Source organism: Streptacidiphilus sp. MAP12-33, from assembly GCF_041261265.1.
GTDB lineage: Bacteria > Actinomycetota > Actinomycetes > Streptomycetales > Streptomycetaceae > Streptacidiphilus.
In genome coordinates, this window is the sequence record NZ_JBGCCA010000018.1 from 85281 (window position 1) to 104501 (window position 19221).

The 19221-nt window shown below is 70.7% G+C and carries 20 protein-coding genes and 3 tRNA genes; 19 read left to right on the plus strand and 4 right to left on the minus strand.

From position 1 onward, the window contains the following. Nucleotides 1–206 precede the first annotated feature (206 nt). From ABH931_RS19155 to ABH931_RS19190, 8 genes are all read left to right on the plus strand, one after another. A tRNA-Thr gene (locus ABH931_RS19155) sits at nt 207–279 on the plus strand. A gap of 46 nt (nt 280–325) precedes the next feature. After that, nucleotides 326–401 (plus strand) — tRNA-Met (locus tag ABH931_RS19160). A gap of 83 nt (nt 402–484) precedes the next feature. Further along, nucleotides 485–649, plus strand: a complete 165-nt coding sequence (gene rpmG, locus ABH931_RS19165; RefSeq protein ID WP_004571794.1) for a 50S ribosomal protein L33 — start codon at nt 485–487, stop codon at nt 647–649. Between the two features lie 148 nt (nt 650–797). After that, nucleotides 798–1250, plus strand: coding sequence for a MaoC family dehydratase N-terminal domain-containing protein (locus tag ABH931_RS19170; RefSeq protein ID WP_370114820.1), 453 nt, complete (start codon nt 798–800; stop codon nt 1248–1250). 7 nt (nt 1251–1257) lie between these two features. Next, nucleotides 1258–1686 carry a MaoC family dehydratase gene (locus tag ABH931_RS19175; protein ID WP_370114822.1) on the plus strand — a complete coding sequence of 143 codons (429 nt, stop codon included), beginning with the start codon at nt 1258–1260 and terminating at the stop codon, nt 1684–1686. A 55-nt stretch (nt 1687–1741) separates the two neighbouring features. Continuing rightward, nucleotides 1742–2314 (plus strand): TetR/AcrR family transcriptional regulator, encoded by a 573-nt coding sequence (locus ABH931_RS19180; RefSeq protein ID WP_370114824.1) that lies wholly within the window; start codon nt 1742–1744, stop codon nt 2312–2314. A gap of 72 nt (nt 2315–2386) precedes the next feature. After that, complete coding sequence (locus tag ABH931_RS19185) at nt 2387–3850, plus strand: DHA2 family efflux MFS transporter permease subunit (RefSeq protein WP_370114826.1); 1464 nt, start codon at nt 2387–2389, stop codon at nt 3848–3850. A gap of 56 nt (nt 3851–3906) precedes the next feature. Next, nucleotides 3907–4965 carry a UDP-N-acetylmuramate dehydrogenase gene (locus tag ABH931_RS19190; RefSeq protein ID WP_370114828.1) on the plus strand — a complete coding sequence of 353 codons (1059 nt, stop codon included), beginning with the start codon at nt 3907–3909 and terminating at the stop codon, nt 4963–4965. A 33-nt stretch (nt 4966–4998) separates the two neighbouring features. Here ABH931_RS19190 and ABH931_RS19195 read toward each other — a convergent pair whose 3' ends face one another. The 4 genes from ABH931_RS19195 to ABH931_RS19210 all read right to left on the minus strand — a co-directional run bounded on the left by ABH931_RS19195 (nt 4999) and on the right by ABH931_RS19210 (nt 9889). Continuing rightward, a complete protein-coding gene (locus tag ABH931_RS19195; protein WP_370114830.1) occupies nt 4999–5919 on the minus strand; it encodes an ABC transporter permease in 921 nt (306 codons plus the stop codon). Further along, nucleotides 5916–7367 carry an ATP-binding cassette domain-containing protein gene (locus ABH931_RS19200; protein ID WP_370114832.1) on the minus strand — a complete coding sequence of 484 codons (1452 nt, stop codon included), beginning with the start codon at nt 7365–7367 and terminating at the stop codon, nt 5916–5918. Before ABH931_RS19200 ends, ABH931_RS19195 begins: the two co-directional genes overlap by 4 nt. Nucleotides 7368–7492: 125 nt before the next feature. Further along, nucleotides 7493–8557: an adenosine deaminase gene (locus ABH931_RS19205; protein ID WP_370114834.1), complete on the minus strand. Its 1065-nt coding sequence runs from the start codon at nt 8555–8557 to the stop codon at nt 7493–7495. An 87-nt stretch (nt 8558–8644) separates the two neighbouring features. Next, nucleotides 8645–9889 (minus strand): pyridoxal phosphate-dependent aminotransferase, encoded by a 1245-nt coding sequence (locus ABH931_RS19210; RefSeq protein ID WP_370114836.1) that lies wholly within the window; start codon nt 9887–9889, stop codon nt 8645–8647. A 215-nt stretch (nt 9890–10104) separates the two neighbouring features. Between ABH931_RS19210 and ABH931_RS19215 the strand changes: the two genes are divergently transcribed. From ABH931_RS19215 to rplL, 11 genes are all read left to right on the plus strand, one after another. Next, nucleotides 10105–10177 (plus strand) — tRNA-Trp (locus tag ABH931_RS19215). 109 nt (nt 10178–10286) lie between these two features. After that, nucleotides 10287–10619, plus strand: a complete 333-nt coding sequence (secE, locus tag ABH931_RS19220; RefSeq protein ID WP_370114838.1) for a preprotein translocase subunit SecE — start codon at nt 10287–10289, stop codon at nt 10617–10619. 154 nt (nt 10620–10773) lie between these two features. Further along, nucleotides 10774–11631, plus strand: coding sequence for a transcription termination/antitermination protein NusG (gene nusG, locus ABH931_RS19225; protein WP_370114840.1), 858 nt, complete (start codon nt 10774–10776; stop codon nt 11629–11631). Between the two features lie 106 nt (nt 11632–11737). Continuing rightward, on the plus strand, nt 11738–13006 hold the full coding sequence (locus ABH931_RS19230; RefSeq protein WP_370114842.1) for a hypothetical protein: 1269 nt from the start codon (nt 11738–11740) through the stop codon (nt 13004–13006). Nucleotides 13007–13158: 152 nt separating this feature from the next. After that, a complete protein-coding gene (gene rplK, locus ABH931_RS19235; protein WP_370114844.1) occupies nt 13159–13593 on the plus strand; it encodes a 50S ribosomal protein L11 in 435 nt (144 codons plus the stop codon). A gap of 91 nt (nt 13594–13684) precedes the next feature. Continuing rightward, on the plus strand, nt 13685–14407 hold the full coding sequence (gene rplA, locus ABH931_RS19240; RefSeq protein ID WP_042451721.1) for a 50S ribosomal protein L1: 723 nt from the start codon (nt 13685–13687) through the stop codon (nt 14405–14407). 161 nt (nt 14408–14568) lie between these two features. Further along, nucleotides 14569–15435 (plus strand): hypothetical protein, encoded by an 867-nt coding sequence (locus ABH931_RS19245; RefSeq protein WP_370114846.1) that lies wholly within the window; start codon nt 14569–14571, stop codon nt 15433–15435. A gap of 178 nt (nt 15436–15613) precedes the next feature. Continuing rightward, a complete protein-coding gene (locus ABH931_RS19250; protein ID WP_370114848.1) occupies nt 15614–16513 on the plus strand; it encodes a hypothetical protein in 900 nt (299 codons plus the stop codon). An 89-nt stretch (nt 16514–16602) separates the two neighbouring features. Continuing rightward, nucleotides 16603–17538 carry a hypothetical protein gene (locus ABH931_RS19255; protein ID WP_370114850.1) on the plus strand — a complete coding sequence of 312 codons (936 nt, stop codon included), beginning with the start codon at nt 16603–16605 and terminating at the stop codon, nt 17536–17538. Between the two features lie 321 nt (nt 17539–17859). Then, the gene (gene rplJ, locus ABH931_RS19260) at nt 17860–18432 is read left to right on the plus strand and encodes a 50S ribosomal protein L10 (protein WP_042451724.1); all 573 of its coding nucleotides are present in this window, start codon (nt 17860–17862) and stop codon (nt 18430–18432) included. A gap of 78 nt (nt 18433–18510) precedes the next feature. Next, nucleotides 18511–18894, plus strand: a complete 384-nt coding sequence (gene rplL / locus ABH931_RS19265; RefSeq protein ID WP_370114852.1) for a 50S ribosomal protein L7/L12 — start codon at nt 18511–18513, stop codon at nt 18892–18894. Nucleotides 18895–19221: the final 327 nt, after the last annotated feature.

Genomic DNA, 19221 nt, shown 5'->3' on the forward strand with positions numbered 1-19221 from the left:
GCCCCGCTGCTCCCTCCTCCTGTCCTGCCTCTGGTGCGATCCCCGCGTGCTTCCGCAAGATCGCAGACCTGTGAGCCTAGGGCGCCGTGGCCGGGCCGCCGGGGAGGCGCGTGGGGTGCGCGAGCCGCGGGGGAAAAAGTCGTACCGGGGCAGCGCAGAACGGATTTCACGGTTGGGCGGAGGACCGTGTAATGTCTTCCCCGTTCGCCCCTATAGCTCAGTCGGTAGAGCGTCTCCATGGTAAGGAGAAGGTCTGCGGTTCGATTCCGCATGGGGGCTCGGATGAGAGGGTTTTCCGTCACCCGACGGGAGACGCGATCGTCGTGGCGGTGTAGCTCAGTTGGTAGAGCAAGCGGCTCATAATCGCTGTGTCACCGGTTCAAGTCCGGTCACCGCTACCACGCCTGTAGCCGATTTTCGGTCTGTGACCCGATCGGCTACTCTTGTCTGTCTGTAACGTTGTCTGTCCCAGGAAGGCACTCCCGTGGCCGCCACTGATGTCCGTCCGAAGATCACGCTGGCGTGCGTGGAGTGCAAGGAGCGGAACTACATCACCAAGAAGAACCGGCGTAACGACCCGGACCGTCTTGAGATGAAGAAGCACTGCCCCCGCTGCAACGCGCACACGGCACACCGCGAGACCCGCTGACACCGAAGGCCTCAGGGCTCAGGGTCGGTCTCGAGGTTCGACCGATGGTTTTCCGACGAAGGCCGCTCCCACTTGTGGGGGCGGCCTTCAGTCGTCTCTGCCAGGCTCACCTTTGCCCAGCTCACTTCATGGATGACAGGAGCAGCGCATGCCGCTGGACCCCGCCTTCGTCGGGCGGTCGTACCCGCCCACCCCGGCCTACGAGGTCGGCCGGGAGAAGATCCGCGAGTTCGCCGAGGCCGTCGGGGACGCCAATCCGGCGTACGTGGACCGGGAGGCCGCCAAGGCGCTCGGTCACCCGGATGTGATCGCCTCGCCGACCTTCCCCTTCCTGATCACCTACCGCGCGGCCGCGCAGGTGGTGCAGGACCCGGAGCTCGGCCTGGACTTCACCCGTGTGGTCCACGGTGACCAGCGGTTCGTCTACACCCGCCCGGTCCGCGCCGGGGACCGGCTGAGTGTGACCTGCGTCATCGACTCGATCAAGTCGCTGGCCGGCAACGACGTGCTGTCCGTCCGTGGCGAGGTGCACGACGAGACCGGTGAGCACGTGGTGACCTCGTACATGACGCTGGTCGCCCGCGCGGCCGAGGGGGAGTGAGGCGACGATGAGCGCTGCCGTCAACTACGACGACGTCGAGGTCGGCACCGAGCTGCCGGCGCAGTCGTTCCCGGTGACCCGGGCCACGCTGGTGCAGTACGCCGGTGCTTCGGGTGACTTCAACCCGATCCACTGGAACGAGGCCGTCGCCAAGGCCGTCGGCCTGCCGGACGTGATCGCCCACGGCATGTTCACCATGGCCGAGGCGGCTCGCGTGGTCACCGACTGGGTCGCCGACCCGGGCGCGGTGGTCGAGTACGGGGTGCGCTTCACCAAGCCGGTCGTCGTCGCGAACGACGGGACGGGCGCCGTGATCGAGGTCACCGCCAAGGTCGCGGCCAAGCTGGACGACCGCCGGGTCCGGGTGGACCTGGTGGCGACCAGCGAGGGCCAGAAGGTGCTGGGCATGTCCCGGGCCGTGGTCCAGCTGGTCTGAGACACGTCTCACACCACCCCTTGCGTAGTTAGTAATCAACCACTAACTTTGAAGCATGGCGAAGACGAGCATGCGGATGAGCGCGGAGGAGCGACGCGAGAGCGTCATCCGCGCCGCCATGGTCGAGTTCGCCGCCCACGGCTACAACGGCACCTCGACCGCGGCGATCGCCCGCCGGGTCGGGGTGTCGCAGCCGTACCTGTTCCGGCTCTTCGAGAACAAGCGGGCGCTCTTCGAGGCCGCCGTGCGTCGCTGCACGGCTGAGATCAAGGAGAGCTTCCTGCGCGCGGCCGAGGGCAAGGAGGGCGAGGAGGCCCGCCATGCGATGGCCGAGGTCTACTTCGAGCTGATCGAGGACAAGTCCCGGCTGCTCATGCAGCTCCAGATGTACGTCTCGACGGCGGCGGCCGAGGCTGCCGGCGACCACCAGGTGGGCGAGGCCGTCCGGGAGCTGTGGACGGATCTGTGGGACACGGTGGCCACGGCCTCCGGTGGGACGCCGGAGGAGATCACCGAGTTCTTCGCCTACGGGATGCTGATCAACAACCTGGTCGCCATGGGCTTTCCGGTGGAGCACCGCCTGTGGCAGGGCTTCGGCAAGGACTTCCTCGGCTGTCCGGTGGTCTGACCTGTCGAACCGCGTTTTTTTGCCCGCAGAAGTTATTGATTGATTACTTCCAAACCGCGCCTGGGGGACATCATGCGCAAGATCAGTCCAGCCGTCTGGGCCTTCGTGGTCACCAGTACCGCCGGCTTCATGGCCGCGCTCGACAACCTGGTGGTGACCACCGCCCTGCCCTCCATCCGGTCCCACCTCGGCGGTGGCATCACCGACCTCGAATGGACCGTCAACGCCTACACGCTGACCTTCGCCGTACTGCTGATGCTCGGCGCCGCGCTCGGCGACCGCTTCGGCCGGCGGCGGCTGTTCACGATCGGCCTCACGCTCTTCACCCTCTCCTCGCTGGCCGCCGCGCTCGCCCCGAACATCGGGGCCCTGGTCGCGGCGCGCGCCGCGCAGGGCGTGGGCGCGGCGCTGCTCACCCCCGTCAGCCTGACCCTGCTCACCGCCGCCGTCCCGGCGGCCCGGCGCGGGCTGGCCTTCGGGGCCTGGGGGGCGGTCAACGGCATGGCCGTGGCGCTCGGCCCGCTGATCGGCGGGACCGTCGTCGAGCACCTGTCCTGGCAGTGGATCTTCGCGCTCAACGTGCCCATCGGCCTGGCGCTGCTGCCGCTGGCCCGCCTGCGGCTGACCGAGTCGCACGGTCCCAACAGCCGGCTCGACGTGGTGGGCACCGCGCTGGCCAGCGCCGGTCTCTTCGGTGTCGTCTACGGTCTGATCCGCGGCAACGCCGACGGCTGGACCAGCGCGCCGGTGCTCGCCGGGCTCGTCGGCGGAGCTGTGCTGCTCGTCTCCTTCGTGGTCTGGGAGTCGCGCACCGCGTCGCCGCTGCTGCCGCTGCGGCTCTTCCGGATCCGCACCTTCTCCGCCGTCAACACCGCCTCGATGCTGATGTCGCTCGGCATGTTCGGCTCGATCTTCCTGCTCAGTCAGTTCCTGCAGAACGTCCAGGGCTACAGCCCGATGACCGCGGGCGTGCGGATGCTGCCCTGGACCGCGATGCCGATGATCGTCGCCCCGCTGGCCGGTCTGCTGGTCGACCGGATCGGCGGACGGGTGATCATCGCGATGGGCCTGGCGCTGCAGGCCACCGGCCTGGCCTGGTTCGCGCTGATCGTCTCCCCGCACGTCAGCTACGCGTCGCAGGTCCCGGCGCTGGTGATCTCCGGCACCGGCATGGCGCTGTTCTTCGCGCCGGTCGCGGCGGTGCTGATGGGCTCGGTCCGGCCGGAGGAGCAGGGTGTGGCCTCCGGCGCCAACAACGCGCTGCGTGAGGTCGGCGGCGCGCTCGGCGTGGCAGTGCTGACGTCCGTCTTCACCGCGCACGGCAGCTACGCGAGCGGACAGAGCTACGTGAACGGCCTGACCCCGGCGCTGTGGGTGGGCGCCGCGTCCATCGCGCTGGCGACGGTCGCGATCCTGACGGCGCCGCGCCGGTCCCGGGCGGCGGCCTCGCAGCCGGTCGCCGCGGGCCTGCCCGTCGACGGCAGGGCTGTCGGGGGCGGGGCGGTGGCCGACGAGGCGCCCACCCCGGTCGCCTGACGGCCGGCCGACGGTCGGCCGACCGGCGCGCGGACGCGGGCCCGTAGGCTGGACCCGTGCAGGAACTCCACGACGCGCCCCTGGCCCCGCTGACCACGCTCCGGATCGGCGGCCCCGCCGCCCGCCTGGTGACGGCGACGACCGATGACGAGGTCGTCGCCGTCGTCCGTGCCGCCGACGCGGCGGGCGAGCCGCTGCTGGTCCTCGGTGGCGGCAGCAACCTCGTCATCGGCGACGCCGGCTTCCCCGGCACCGTGCTCCGTGTCGCGACACAGGGGTTCGAGCTGGACGGCACCCGGCTCACCGTGGCGGCGGGCGAGGTCTGGTCGCAGGTGGTGGACCGCACGGTGGTCGACCACGGACTGGCCGGCATCGAGTTCCTGGCCGGCATCCCCGGTTCGGCCGGCGCCACCCCGGTGCAGAACGTCGGCGCCTACGGCCAGGAGGTCGCCGACACGATCACCGAGGTCGTCGCCTTCGACCGCCGCACCGGCGAGACGGTGACCGTTCCCGCCGCGGAGTGCGGCTTCGCCTACCGCCACAGCCGCTTCAAGGCCGAGCCGGACCGCTACGTCGTCCTGCGCGTCGTCTTCGCGCTCGAGGACGCCGACGGCGCCTCCACCCCGGTCCGCTACGCCGAGGCCGCCCGGACGCTGGGTGTCGCGCCCGGCGAGCGCGCGGACCTGCGCGCCGCCCGCGAGGCCGTGCTGAAGCTGCGCTCCGGCAAGGGCATGGTGCTGGACCCGGAGGATCACGACAGCTGGTCCGCGGGCTCCTTCTTCACCAACCCGATCCTGACGGCCGCCCAGCACGCCGCGTTCCTGGAGCGGGTGGCCGAGCGTCTCGGCGCCGACGTCGAGCCGCCCGTCTACCCGGCGGGGGAGGGCCTGGTGAAGACCTCCGCCGCCTGGCTGATCGACAAGGCCGGCTTCACCAAGGGCTACGGCAGCGGACCGGCCCGCCTCTCCGGCAAGCACACCCTCGCGCTCACCAACCGAGGCGGCGCCACCGCCGCCGACCTGCTCGCCCTTGCCCGCGAGATCCAGGCCGGCGTCACGGCGGCGTTCGGTGTGACGCTGGTGAACGAGCCCGTCATGGTGGGCGTCGAGCTGTAGGGATCGGACGGCTCGGACGCGGGAACCGTCGGGTCAGGCGTCGCGGAGGACGAAGGCCGCGTACGCGCCGCCCAGCAGCGCCACCGTGGCCAGGCCCACCAGCTCCAGCATGGTGCCCGCGGACGGGGCGCTCTCGGACATCTGGTTGCCGAACTGGGCGAACAGGCCGGAGAAGAGCGAGTAGTCCATCAGTTTCTCGCCCAGGCTGCCCGACGAGGCGCCCGCCATGATGCCGATGACGAACGGCAGGAAGATCAGCGCCATCAGGATCACGATGGCCGGTGCGGAGCGCCGCAGCAGGGTGCCGATCGCGAACGAGAGCAGCGCGCAGAGGGAGAGGAAGAGACCCGCCCCGAAGATCGCCTGGATCACCTGGGAGGTCGGGACCGGGTCGGCGAAGTTGCCGGGCAGCAAGGCCTTCGCGGCCATCACGCTGATCCCGCAGAGCACCGTGCCGGCGAGGAGCGAACCCAGCAGGAGCACGAGCACCTTGGCGGTCAGCACCTGGAACCGGCGCGGGGCGGTGATCAGGGTGTTGCGGATCATGCCGGAGGTGTACTCCGTGGTGATCACGAGCGTGCCGAACGGCACGAAGAGCAGCACCGCGACGAGCGCGCCGATGGCCGAGTTGGTGAGGAACTGGTCGTGCCGGACCTCGGCGTTGCCGCTGTAGTGCGAGGTCAGGAACAGGTCCATGGCCGGCATCGCGACCAGCGCGCCGGCCAGCAGCCAGATCGTCGCGCGGGTGGTCCACAGCTTGGTCCACTCGGCCGCGATCACGTTCAGGATGTTCGGCCGCGGCCCCGACGGCTGCCCCGGCCCGGCGGGACGGAAGGGCTGCTGCGGCGCGTGCGGCTGGGGCGCCTGGGGCGCCTGCATCGGCTGGGGCTGCGGCGCGTAGCCGACGCCCGGCTGCGGGGACGGGTAGGAGGAGTACGGCTGCGACACGGTCATCCCTCGCTCTTCGGGGTCGCATAGGGCGCATACGGGTTGGCCGGGGCGGGAGGCTGAGGTTGCGGGTGCGCGGGCTGCGGCGCCGGCGGGTAGCCGTAGGCGCCTCCGGCCTGCGGCGGCGGGGGATAGGCGGCCGGCTGCGGCGGTACGGGCTGCGCGCCGTACCCGGGCTGGGCCGCGGGGGCCTGCGGCGGTGCTGGCTGTGTGCCGTACCCGGGCTGGGCCGCGGGGGCCTGCGGCGGTGCCGGCTGTGCGCCGTACCCCGGCTGGCCGGACTGGTACCCGGGCAGCGCGCCGTAGCCGGGCTGACCCGCGGGGGCCTGCGGCTGGGGTGGTACGGGCTGCGCGCCGTACCCGGGCTGACCCGCGGGGGCCTGGGGCTGCGGAGCGTAGCCCGGCTGGCCCGCGGGGGCCTGCGGCGGCAGAGGCTGTGCGCCGTACCCCGGCTGACCCGCCGGGGCCTGCGGCTGCGGCGCGTACGCGACCGGCGGCGGGGTGGCGGTCATGCCGGCGCCTGGCATCGGGGCGCCCGGCATCGGCGCGGCGGCGCGGTACTCCACCGCGTGCTGGGTCATCCGCATGTACGCCTCCTCCAAGGAGGCCTGCTGGGGCGCCAGTTCAAGCAGGCGGATGCCCTGGGCGTGGGCCAGTTCGCTGATGCGCTGCGCGTCCAGGCCGGTGACCCGCAGGGCGCCGTCCGGCTGCTGCTGGGCGCTGCCGCCGGCCGCGGCGAGGGCAGGGACCAGGCGGGGGGTGTCCTCGGGCACGCAGCGGACGGCCACGTGTCCGGTCGAGTACTGGTTGACGAAGGCCGTCAGGCTCATGTCCGCCAGGAGCTTGCCCTGGCCGATGATGACCAGGTGGTCGGCGGTCAGCGCCATCTCGCTCATCAGGTGGCTGGAGACGAAGACCGTGCGGCCCTCCGCCGCCCAGCCGCGGATGAGCTGGCGGATCCAGAGCACGCCCTCGGGGTCGAGGCCGTTGACCGGCTCGTCCAGCATCAGCACCTGTGGGTCGCCCAGCAGTGCGGCCGCGATGCCCAGGCGCTGGCCCATGCCGAGGGAGAAGCCGCCGGTCCGCCGTCCGGCCACGTCCTGGAGGCCGACCAGGCCCAGTACCTCGTCGACCCTGCGGCTCGGGATCCCGCTCATCCGGGCCAGGCTCAGCAGGTTGGCCCGCGCGCTGCGCCCCGGGTGCAGCGACTTGGCGTCCAGCAGGGCCCCGACGGTCCTGGCCGGGTGCGTCAGCTGACGGAACGGCACTCCCGCGACCGTGGCCAGACCGTCGCTGGGCGCGTCGAGCCCGAGGATCATGCGCATCGTCGTCGACTTGCCGGAGCCGTTGGGACCGAGGAATCCGGTGACGATCCCGGGTTGGACCGCGAACGTCAGGCGGTCGACGGCCGTTTTGGCGCCGTAGCGCTTGGTCAGACCGTGCGCCTCGATCATGGTCGGGACTCCTGCGGGTCGGGGACGGAGAGGACGTCACATCACATCACGCCCACCCGTCACACCGTCACCAGGGGTTTGACATGGAACCGACCGCTCCGGTCCGTTCGCGTCAGGCGCCAGCCTCAGGCCGGCTGCCCGAGCCACGCGTCGACGTCCGCCAGCAGCCTCGCCCGGACCGGTTCGGGGGCCAGCGAGGCACGCACCGACTGCCGGGCCAGCTCTGCCAACTCCTCGTCGGTGAAGGCGTGGTGATGACGTGCCGACTCGTACTGCGCCGCCAGCCGTGAACCGAAGAGCAGCGGGTCGTCCGCGCCCAGCGCCATCGGCACACCCGCCTCGAAGAGGCGTCGCAGCGGTACGTCCTCCGGCCGCTCGTAGACGCCGAGGGCGACGTTGGATGCGGGGCAGACCTCGCACGCCACCTGGGCGTCGGCGAGCCGCCGCATCAACTCCGGGTTCTCCGCCGCCCGCACGCCGTGTCCGATGCGCCGCGCGCCGAGATCGTCCAGGCACGACCGGACGCTCTCCGGCCCGGCGAGCTCGCCTCCGTGCGGGGCGGCCAGCAGGCCCGCCTCGGTGGCGATCCGGAACGCCCGGTCGAAATCCCTTGCCATGCCCCGGCGTTCGTCGTTCGACAGCCCGAACCCGACGACGCCCTGGTCCGCGTAGCGCACGGCGAGGCGGGCGAGAGTGCGCGCGTCGAGGGGGTGCTTCATCCGGTTCGCGGCGACCAGTACGCGGATACCGACGCCGGAGCGCCGCGAGGCGTCGTCCACGGCGTCCAGGATCAGTTCCATCGCGGGGATCAGGCCGCCGAGGCGGGGCGCGTAGGAGGTCGGGTCGACCTGGATCTCCAGCCAGCCCGAGCCGTCCGCCTTGTCGTCCTCGGCGGCCTCCAGGACGAGACGGCGGATGTCGTCCTCGTCCTGCAGGCAGTTGCGCGCGGCGTCGTACAGGCGCTGGAAGCGGAACCAGCCGCGCTCGTCGGTGGCGCGGAGCTTGGGGGGCTCGGAGCTGATCAACGCCTCGGGGAGGCGGACACCGTGCTTGTCGGCGAGCTCTATCAGCGTGGTGGGACGCATGGAGCCGGTGAAGTGCAGGTGCAGGTGCGCCTTCGGCAGCAGCCGGACGTCGCGGGGCGCGGAAGGCAGGCTCGACGGACGGGACGGGGCAAGGACCTGTTCCATCCACAGATCCTACCGGGGCCCAAGGGGCGCACGGGAAAGTTGCACTTTGTCGGGGGCGCGAGGCTCCCTCGCGCCCCCGAACAAGCCCTAGCGGGCCTCGGCCAGCAGCTTCTGGATGCGGCTGACGCCCTCGACCAGGTTGTCGTCGCCCAGCGCGTAGCTGAGGCGGAGGTAGCCCGGGGTGCCGAAGGCCTCGCCCGGGACGACGGCGACCTCGGCCTCGTCGAGGATCAGCGAGGCCAGCTCCGCCGAGGTGGCCGGGCGCCGGCCGCGGATCTCGCGACCCAGCAGGCCCTTCACGGACGGGTAGACGTAGAACGCGCCCTCCGGCTCGGGGCAGACGACGCCGTCGATCTCGTTGAGCATCGCCACGATCGTGCGCCGGCGCCGGTCGAAGGCGACCTTCATCTCGTCGACCGCGGCCAGGTCCCCGGCGACCGCCGCCAGCGCGGCCCGCTGGGCGACGTTGGAGACGTTGGAGGTGGCGTGCGACTGCAGGTTGGTCGCCGCCTTGATGACGTCCTGCGGGCCGATGACCCACCCCACGCGCCAGCCCGTCATCGCGTAGGTCTTGGCGACACCGTTGACCACGATGCACTTGTCCGCCAGCTCCGGGGCGACCACCGGCAGGGACACGAACTCCGCGTCCCCGTAGACCAGGTGCTCGTAGATCTCGTCCGTCAGCACCCACAGGCCGTGCTCGGCCGCCCAGCGGCCGACCGCCTCGACCTCGGCGCGGGTGTAGACCGCGCCCGTCGGGTTGGAGGGGGAGACGAAGAGCAGCACCTTGGTGTTCTCGGTGCGGGCCGCCTCCAACTGCTCGACGGAGACCTTGTAGCCGGTGGTCTCGTCGGCCACGACCTCCACCGCGACGCCGCCCGCGAGCTGGATCGACTCGGGGTAGGTGGTCCAGTAGGGGGCCGGGACGATCACCTCGTCGCCCGGGTCCAGGATCGCGGCGAAGGCCTCGTAGATGGCCTGCTTGCCGCCGTTGGTGACGAGCACCTGGGAGGCGTCCACCGCCCAGCCGGAGTCGCGCAGCGTCTTCGCGGCGATGGCGGCCTTCAGCTCGGGCAGGCCGCCGGCGGGGGTGTAGCGGTGGTTCTTCGGCTCGCGGCAGGCGGCCACGGCCGCCTCGACGATGTACTCCGGCGTGGGGAAGTCCGGTTCGCCGGCGCCGAAGCCGATCACCGGGCGGCCGGCGGCCTGGAGGGCCTTCGCCTTGGCGTCGACAGCCAGCGTCGCGGACTCCGCGATGGCGCCGACACGCGCCGAGACGCGACGGTCGGCGGGGCGGATGGTTGCGTCAGGGGTGGGGGAGGCAGCGCTCATGTCGGCATGCTCGCAGAAGCCTTCGCGCGTGGTCGCGGTGTTCCGGGATGCGACCCGAACGGGCCCGAGCTGCGGAACTCATTCGACGCGTAGGCCTTCCACCCCCTACACTCAACCCTCGTTGGAAGCCCTTCCGACGGCACGCCAAGGCGGCAGTCACCTGCACCGGCCGTGATGCTGTAGGTTGGGTCTGCGAGTCCGCACCACGGACTCAAAGGGCTATAGCTCAATTGGTAGAGCACCGGTCTCCAAAACCGGCGGTTGGGGGTTCAAGTCCCTCTGGCCCTGCTGTCCGCTCTGTCGGAAACCTCGGACAGGCGGTACCGTCAGCAGTGCACGCAGGGGCCTCGCTTAAGCGGGAGCCCCTACAGGTACCCGGATATCAGGTGAGGGACTAGTGACGGAGACCGTGGGCTCCACCGCCACACCTGAGAGCGGCGACTCCGCCGACGGCGACGAGCTCTCGCGCCGCGACCGGAAGCGCGCCCGCAAGGCGGGCGACCCGGAGGGCAAGGGCGGTCGCAAGCGCGACAAGGGCCCGAACATCTTCGCCCGCACCGCGCTCTTCTACCGCCAGATCATCGCCGAGCTGCGCAAGGTCGTCTGGCCGACGCGCAACGAGCTGACCTCCTACACCACGGTGGTCATCACCTTCGTGATCGTGATCATGGCGCTGGTCTACGGCCTCGACACCGGCTTCGTGAAGCTCGCCTCGGTCGTCTTCGGCTGACGATTCCCGCCGGACAGTTCTCCGTCGGCAGGGCCTTCACCAGCACCTCTTTACGCACGTTCGGCAGCTTCGTCCCGTTGTCCGGGCGCTCCGCTACCGTTGTGTCGGTATCGTTGAATCCACCGATCGCAACAAGCAGGAAGAAGCAGCCAACGTGTCTGAGTCCCACTCGTACGACGCCGCTGAGGCCCTGGAGGCCGAGGAGCAGGCGTGGGGCGACGACTCCGTCGAGGAGATCGTCGACAACGCCGATTCCGACGTCGACGAGGTCGAGGCTGCCGATGAAGCGGCCGGCCGCTCTGCGGAGGAGGAGGCCCTGACCGTCGTCAGCGCCGACGAGTCCGCCGCGACCGAGGCCTTCGAGGAGTCCGCCGCCACCGTCACCGAGGACGACGGTGTGGAGATCGACCCCGTGGCCGCGTTCCGCGAGGAGCTGCGCATCGCCCCGGGTGAGTGGTACGTCATCCACACCTACGCCGGTTACGAGAACCGCGTGAAGGCCAACCTTGAGCAGCGCGCCGTCTCGCTCAACGTCGAGGACTACATCTACCAGGCCGAGGTGCCGCAGGAAGAGGTCGTCCAGATCAAGAACGGCGACCGGAAGACCATCCGCCAGAACAAGCTCCCCGGCTACGTGCTGGTGCGCATGGACCTGACGAACGAGTCCTGGGGCGTCGTCCGCAACACCCCCGGCGTCACCGGCTTCGTCGGCAACGCCTACGACCCGTACCCGCTGACGCTGGACGAGGTCGTCAAGATGCTGGCGCCGGACGTCGAGCGCGCCGCGGCCAAGGAGGCCGGCAAGCCGAGCCCGGTCCGTCCCGTCGACGTCCAGGTCCTGGACTTCGAGGTCGGCGACTCGGTCACCGTCACCGACGGCCCGTTCGCCACGCTGCAGGCGACGATCAACGAGATCAACCCGGACTCGAAGAAGGTCAAGGGCCTCGTCGAGATCTTCGGCCGTGAGACCCCGGTCGAGCTCTCCTTTGATCAGATCACCAAGAACGACTAGTACCAAGAACGACCAGGACCATGAGCGGCTGATCCCCGGATCCGCTGACAACGCCGAACCCCGTGCCCATGATGGGTGCGGGGTTTCGTCGTCTCCGGAGGGGGCCGTGAGGATGGACGAGGGCGATCTCGCCGTGCTGCTGTACCGGGCGTCGCACGCACCGCGGCGGCCGGGCGTCGAGCTGGACGTCGAGCGTGACGAGGCGGTGGAGGCCGCGCTGCGCGCGCACGGCGAGGCGGAGATGCGGCGCGTCACGCGGGGGCTGGCGGTGGGGATGGAGGTCCCCGAGCGGAACGCCGACGAGCTGCTGCGGCGACCGGGCTGGGTCTTCGACGATCTGCGCTGGGAGCTCGGCGGACCGGCGCAGGCGCTCGGACGCGCGGTCGTCCGACTCACCCTGTGGCCGGAGACGGTGGTGCCGGTGCTGCGCGAGCACCTGGTCGACCGGACCGAGCTGCTGGTCGACGTGGAGACCGGGCTGCTGCTGCGGCTGGTCGAGGTCTTCGGCGGGCGCCCGGTCCGCACGCTCACCGTGCGGAGGATCGGCCCGGAGGAGGCCGTGCCCGATCGGGAGGGGGAGACCTTCTCCGTCGGGGACCGGTCCATGCGGGCCCCCGAGGTCGGCACGGCCGCCCGGATGACGGTGCTGACACTCGGCCGGATGGCTTTCGACCCGTCGATGCGCCGGCTCCTGCGAGGCCGGGAGGTGCCGGCCGAGCCGGAGGTCCCGTTCCGGCGCACGGACCCCGAGCCGCTCGACGGACCGGTGCCCTCCGTCCCGGAGGTCGTCCGGCTGCTGGCCCTGGCCCGGCCCTCGGACCTCGCGGGCACCCTGCGTGGGGAGTTCGCCGACGGCCGGTTCGCCGTCGCCGACGGGGGCCGCTTCCGGCTGGACTTCACCCGCAGCGCGGGTCCAGCGGCCGCGCAGGCGGAGTCCTACGACGGCGAGAGGCACTACCGCCTGATGCCGGACCGGCTGGTCGTCGACCCGGCTCCGCCGGCGCTCTTCTCCCCGCTCGGCGAGGTCCGGCGCCCGCGTGGTGAGCTGCGACGGCCGATCGCCGTCCTGGACCTGGTGGACTGGGAGGGGCGGCGTGCCGTCCGGCTCGCCGTCGGCGGCGACACTGTCGTGGTGGACGCCGGGACCGGTCTGGTGCTGGCCAATCCGTACCTGGAGCTGCACGATCTCGGCCCGGCGCCCACGGACCCGGAGTTCTACCGGCTCCGGGCGCCGGAGGGCGTCCCGGTGGTGGAGACGGACGGCGGCCCGCTCGGGGACGCGCTGCTGCCGCCGCCCCTGCGGGCCGGGCTGGAGGGTGCGGCGCGGGTCGTCGGGGGGCTGGCCGAGGGGGTGGCCCGGCTGCTCGGCAGGTGAGCGATTTCGGGGCGGCGGGGGTCTCGGGCTATTCTGGTTCGATGTGTGTGCGCTGTCGGCCGTGTGCCCGGCGCCGCACGATCATCCAAGGCCCCGCTGGTGTGCTGACGCGCGCCGGTCGGGAACACCTCTCGTAAGGACCCGGAGAGAGCATGCCTCCCAAGAAGAAGAAGGTCACGGGGCTTATCAAGCTCCAGATCAACGCCGGCGCGGCCAACCCCGCGCCGCCCGTCGGCCCGGCCCTGGGTCAGCACGGCGTCAACATCATGGAGTTCTGCAAGGCCTACAACGCGGCCACCGAGTCGCAGCGTGGCATGGTGATCCCGGTGGAGATCACGGTCTACGACGACCGTTCCTTCACCTTCATCACCAAGACTCCGCCGGCCGCTCGCCTCATCCTGAAGGCCGCGGGCGTGGAGAAGGGCTCCGGCGAGCCGCACAAGACCAAGGTCGCCAAGATCACGGCTGCCCAGGTCCGCGAGATCGCCACCACCAAGATGCCCGACCTGAACGCGAACGACATCGAGATGGCCGAGCGCATCATCGCCGGTACCGCTCGTTCGATGGGCATCACCGTCGAGGGCTGACAGCCCCCGACGACCGAGCTTTTCCGTGGTAGGGCCTGCGCGGCCCGTAGCAACCACGACTCCACGCCAAAGAAATCCAGTAGGAGCAGCAGTGAAGCGCAGCAAGGCTCTGACTGCCGCGGCCGCCAAGGTCGACCGCGAGCGTCTGTACGCCCCCCTCGAGGCCATCCGCCTCGCCAAGGAGACCTCCACCACCAAGTTCGACTCGACCGTCGAGGTCGCCATGCGTCTGGGTGTCGACCCGCGCAAGGCCGACCAGATGGTCCGCAGCACCGTGAACCTCCCGCACGGCACCGGCAAGACCGCCCGGGTCCTGGTCTTCGCGACCGGTGACCGTGCCGCGGCCGCGGAGGCTGCGGGCGCCGACATCGTCGGTGCCGACGAGCTGATCGACGAGGTCGCCAAGGGTCGCCTGGACTTCGACGCCGTCGTCGCCACCCCGGACCTCATGGGCAAGGTCGGCCGCCTCGGCCGCGTGCTCGGTCCCCGTGGCCTGATGCCGAACCCGAAGACCGGCACCGTCACCGTCGACGTGGCGAAGGCTGTCACGGAGATCAAGGGCGGCAAGATCGAGTTCCGCGTCGACAAGCACTCGAACCTGCACCTGATCATCGGCAAGACCTCCTTCGACATCGAGAAGCTGGTCGAGAACTACGCCGCGGCGCTCGAGGAGGTCCTCCGGGCCAAGCCGTCCGCCGCCAAGGGCCGCTACATCAAGAAGGTCGCCATCAGCACCACGATGGGCCCGGGCATCCAGGTGGACCCGAACCGCACCCGCAACCTCCTCGTCGAGGAGGACCCGGCTGCGGTCTGATCCCACCGGATCGCCGTAGGACCTTCAGGTCTGTAACGGGCCGGTACCAGCTCCCTCGCGGGAGCGGGTACCGGCCCGTTCGCTGTCGTGGGGTGGGTGTAGCGTCAGCGCGTTCACAGCTGATCACCAGGGGGAATCCCATGCTCCGGACCCGTTCGTTCATGACCGCTGCCACCGTCGTCCTCGCCGTCACCGGACTGGCCGCCTGCGGGGGCGGCTCGGGCGGTTCCGCCGCCGCGTCCGGTACGAGCCGGGCCGCCACGAGCCCGACCGCCGTCGCGCCCGCCAACGCGAGCGACGCGATCGCGCTCACCACGAAGGCCGTCGGGGACTACCGGTCCGTCACGATGAAGCTCACCGCCACCGAGGGGTCGATGGGCACCACGACCCTCTCCGGCCAGGTCGGCTGGGGCGGCGCCCTGGCGGAGGACATCACCTCGACGGCGCCCGCGCAGGAGGCGGCCCAGCTGGGCGTCGCCTCCGTGCGGATGAAGCTCTCGGGCAGCGTGATGTACATGGACATGGGCCCGAAGATGGCCGCCGAGTTCCAGGGCAAGCACTGGATGAAGATGGACATGAGCGCCGGCGCCAAGGGTGGGGACGCCTCGCTCAAGAGCCTCTTCGGCCAGTCCGCGGGCACCGACCCCGCCACCCAGCTCAAGGTGCTGCTCCAGGCGCCCGGCATGTCGCGCGTCGGTACCGGTGCGGTGAACGGCGTCCAGGCCGTTCACTACGCGGGCACGGTCGACCTGAAGGCGCTCACCGCCAAGGCGTACAGCGGCGACTCGGCCGTCAAGGCGTTCATCGACGCCTCGGTCTCCAGCGGCATCGGGCCGCTGCACATGGACGTGTGGGTCGACAGCCGGAACCTGCCCGTCGAGATCCACGAGACCGCGCAGACCAGCGACGGCCCGATGGCCACCACGGTCGACTACTCCGACTTCAGCACCAGCCCGCTGACCGTCACCCCGCCGCCGGCGTCCGACACCTTCGACATGGCCTCGATGCTGTCGTCGCTGGGCCACTGAGCGGGCCACTGAGCGAGCGGGCGGCCACTGAGCGGGCCACCGAGCAAGCGGGCGGCCACTGAGCGGGCCACTGAGCGAGCGGGCGGCCACTGAGCGGGCCACTGAGCGAGCGGGCGGCCACTGAGCGGGCCACCGAACCATCCACGCACCACCACGACACACCCCAGGGGACAGCAGCATGCGCACCACCCGAACCGTCGCCGCCGCCACCGTGGCCGTCCTGGCCCTCACCGGCCTGACGGCCTGCTCCACGGCGCAGAAGGCGGGCAACGAGGCGGCCCACGCCGCGGCCGGGCTGCCGGCCGACGCGCTGGCCGCGCTCGGTCTGGCCAACACCCACCTGCAGTCGGAGAACTCCGCCAAGATCACCGGCACCGTCCAGCAGCCCGGCCAGGCCGCGCCGGAGCACATGAGCGGGGCCATGGCCTGGGGCTCGGGTGCCCGCTTCACGGGAACCATGGCGGGCGCGCCGGGCATGTCCCAGTTCTCCAGTGACGGCACCGTGCCCTTCCTGATGACCGGTGGGGCGATGTACATGAAGCTGACCAACCCGACCACGGTGTCCCAGCTGGGCGGCAAGCAGTGGATGAAGCTCGACTTCGCCGAGATAGCCGCGCTGTCCAAGAACGCGCAGGCGTCGAGCCTGGGCGCCGGCATGGACAACATGCTGAAGCAGATGTCGCCGGTCCAGACGGTGCGGGCCGTCTCGGCCGACAAGGGCGTCCACAGCCTCGGCGCGGAGACCATGGACGGCCAGCAGACCACCCACTACACCGGCCACCTCACGCTGGACCAGATCCTCGCGGCCATGCCCGGCCTGACCGCCTCCCAGCGGGCGACGCTCGGCGCCGCCGACACCAAGATCGGTCTGACGGGCGAGGACGTGGACATCTGGCTGAACGACCAGGCACTGCCGGTGCGGGTGCGTGAGCACGCCACGACCGGCAAGGGCGCCATGGACATCGACCGCCACTTCTCCGACTACGGCGTCCCGGTCTCGGTGACGGTGCCCAGCGCCGCGGACACCCTCGACCTGGCCGCGATGCTCAAGAAGGCCGAGGCCGCGGCGAAGTCGTGACGGTTCCGAGCCCGGACCGGAGCTGTTTCGGACAGTGGTGGCGGGTATACCGAGGGTAGTTGGACGTGTAGGCCAAACGGGGGGCCCTCATGCGTCGTACATTCGCCGTTCTCACTGTCCTGACTCTCGGCCTCGGCGGTGTGGCCGCCTGTCACGGGTCGACGTCACCGCCGAAGGCCGCGCCGCCGGCTTCGCCCAGTCCGACGGCCCTGCCGACCGATCCCGCCGCGGCGCTGCGGTGGGCGGCCGGGCGGACCAAGGCCGCCGGGTCCGCGAAGATCGACGCCACCAGCCAGTCGCCGGCCGGTGGCACACCGCAGGTCGTCAAGGCGGCCCTGTCCTGGTCCGGGGAAGGGCAGCTCAACGGCGTGATCACCGGGAGCCCGGGTCTCACGCGGTTCTCGTCGGACGGCACCGTGCCGATCCTGATCACCGGCGGGGTCATGTACGTGCGGATGACCGACCCCAAGGCGCTCGCGCAGTCCCAGGGGCGCAGCTGGCTCAAGTTCGACTTCGCCGAGCTGGCCGCGCTCGCGCCGGGCAGCGGTGGCGCGGACTTCGGCAACGTGATGGGCAGCCTGCTCAAGCAGTTGTCGCCGGACGTCGAACTGCGCGCGCTCGCGGGGAGCACGGGGCTGGCCACCGTCGGGCCGGAGGTCACGGACGGGGTGCGCACGACGCACCTCAGCGGCACCCTCACGCCGCAGCAGCTCCTCGACGCGATGCCGGGCCTGACGGCCGGGCAGCGCGCCGAGATCGTGCAGCAGGACCAGCAGGCCGGCATCACCAGCGAGACCGTGGACGTCTGGCTGGACGTGCGCGGTCTGCCGATCCGGACCGAGGACCACGCCGCGTCGAACCTCGGCTCCTTCGACGTCGACCGGCACTTCTCCGACTACGGCACCCAGGTGAACCTGACCACGCCGGACGCCGCCGACACCCTCGACCTGGCGGCCGTGCTCAAGGCCTGCGGCAGCGGCTGCACCGGCGGCGGCAGCGGGGGAGCGACGGGCGGAAGCATCTGATTTGCTCCGCCGCCACCCGTTCACGTACTCTCGACATCAAGCCACTGACCGCTGGTTGCTCCCGTCTGCCCCAGGGCGAGCGGGAGTCGAAGGATCCGCACAGCGAAAGCTGCGGGCGACCCGCGCAGGTCGATTCGAGGACTTCTGTCCCATCGCTCCGTTGTGTGTTCCGCACACTTCGTCGAGCGAAGGTGAGAGCCCCGTGCGCCTGCGCCGGGGCTCTTCGTAGTTCTACCGAAGCTTTCCTTCCCGCGGTCGAGGGCCAGTAGGTCGACTCACTGGTCGGCCCCGCATCGACATCACGGAAGGAGGCGTAAGCCTATGGCAAGGCCCGACAAGGCTGCCGCCGTTGCCGAGATCACGGACAAGTTCCGCGGCTCGAACGCGGCCGTGCTGACCGAGTACCGCGGTCTGACCGTGGCGCAGCTGAAGACGCTGCGTCGCTCGCTCGCCGCTAACGCCCAGTACGCCGTGGTGAAGAACACGCTGACCAAGATCGCGGCCAACGAGGTCGGGATCACTGAGCTCGACGACCTGTTCACTGGTCCGACGGCTGTCGCCTTCGTCACCGGTGACCCGGTGGAGTCGGCCAAGGCTCTGCGTGACTTCGCCAAGGAGAACCCGGCGCTCGTCATCAAGGGCGGTGTGCTTGACGGCAAGCCGCTGACGGGTGACGAGATCAAGAAGCTCGCGGACCTCGAGTCCCGCGAGGTGCTGCTCTCCAAGCTCGCCGGTGCCATGAAGGGCAAGCAGTCGCAGGCTGCCGCGCTCTTCCAGGCTCTGCCGTCGAAGCTTGTTCGTACGGTCGAGGCGCTGCGCGCCAAGGTCGAGGAGCAGGGCGGTGCCGGTACGCCGGCCCCCGCCGTCGAGGACGAGGCTCCCGCCGCGGAGTAATCCGTCCTCGCAGCGGGCCGTGTAAGCCCGCCGTTATGTACATCCGGCACCAGCCGACTTAGTGGAAGGACGCCAATCATGGCGAAGCTCAGCCAGGACGACCTGCTCGCGCAGTTCGAGGAGATGACCCTCATCGAGCTCTCCGAGTTCGTGAAGGCGTTCGAGGACAAGTTCGACGTCACCGCTGCCGCCCCGGCCGCCGCCGTCGTCGTCGCCGGTGGTGGCGCTGCCGCCGAGGCTCCGGAGGAGAAGGACGAGTTCGACGTCATCCTCACCGGCGCCGGCGACAAGAAGATCCAGGTCATCAAGGTCGTGCGTGAGCTGACCTCCCTGGGCCTCAAGGAGGCCAAGGACCTGGTCGACGGTGCGCCGAAGCCGCTCCTCGAGAAGGTCAACAAGGAGGCCGCTGACAAGGCCGCCGACGCCCTCAAGGCCGCCGGTGCCTCGGTCGAGGTCAAGTAAGACCTTTCGCGCCTAGCGCGAGCGCTGTCCCGAACCGGGGCGATCACTCCTTGGAGTGATCGCCCCGGTTTGTTTATGTCCGGAACGGTCCGTTTCCGGCCATCTGGTCTAGCGTGGGTACCTGCTGTCGGTGGGCCGGAGTATGGTGATCGTCGTTGCCGCTCAGCAGGGGTGATGTCGGTCCGTAACCGAGGTGAGAGCCCCGGTGCCCTTGACGAACGGCCACCAGCGCGCAATTCTCAGGACGCGAGGTCTTGAGTGAGGTCTTCAGCGCAGGCATGGAATCGCCGCCCAGTGGGAAGCATTCCCGAGGCAGCGAAGTGATCG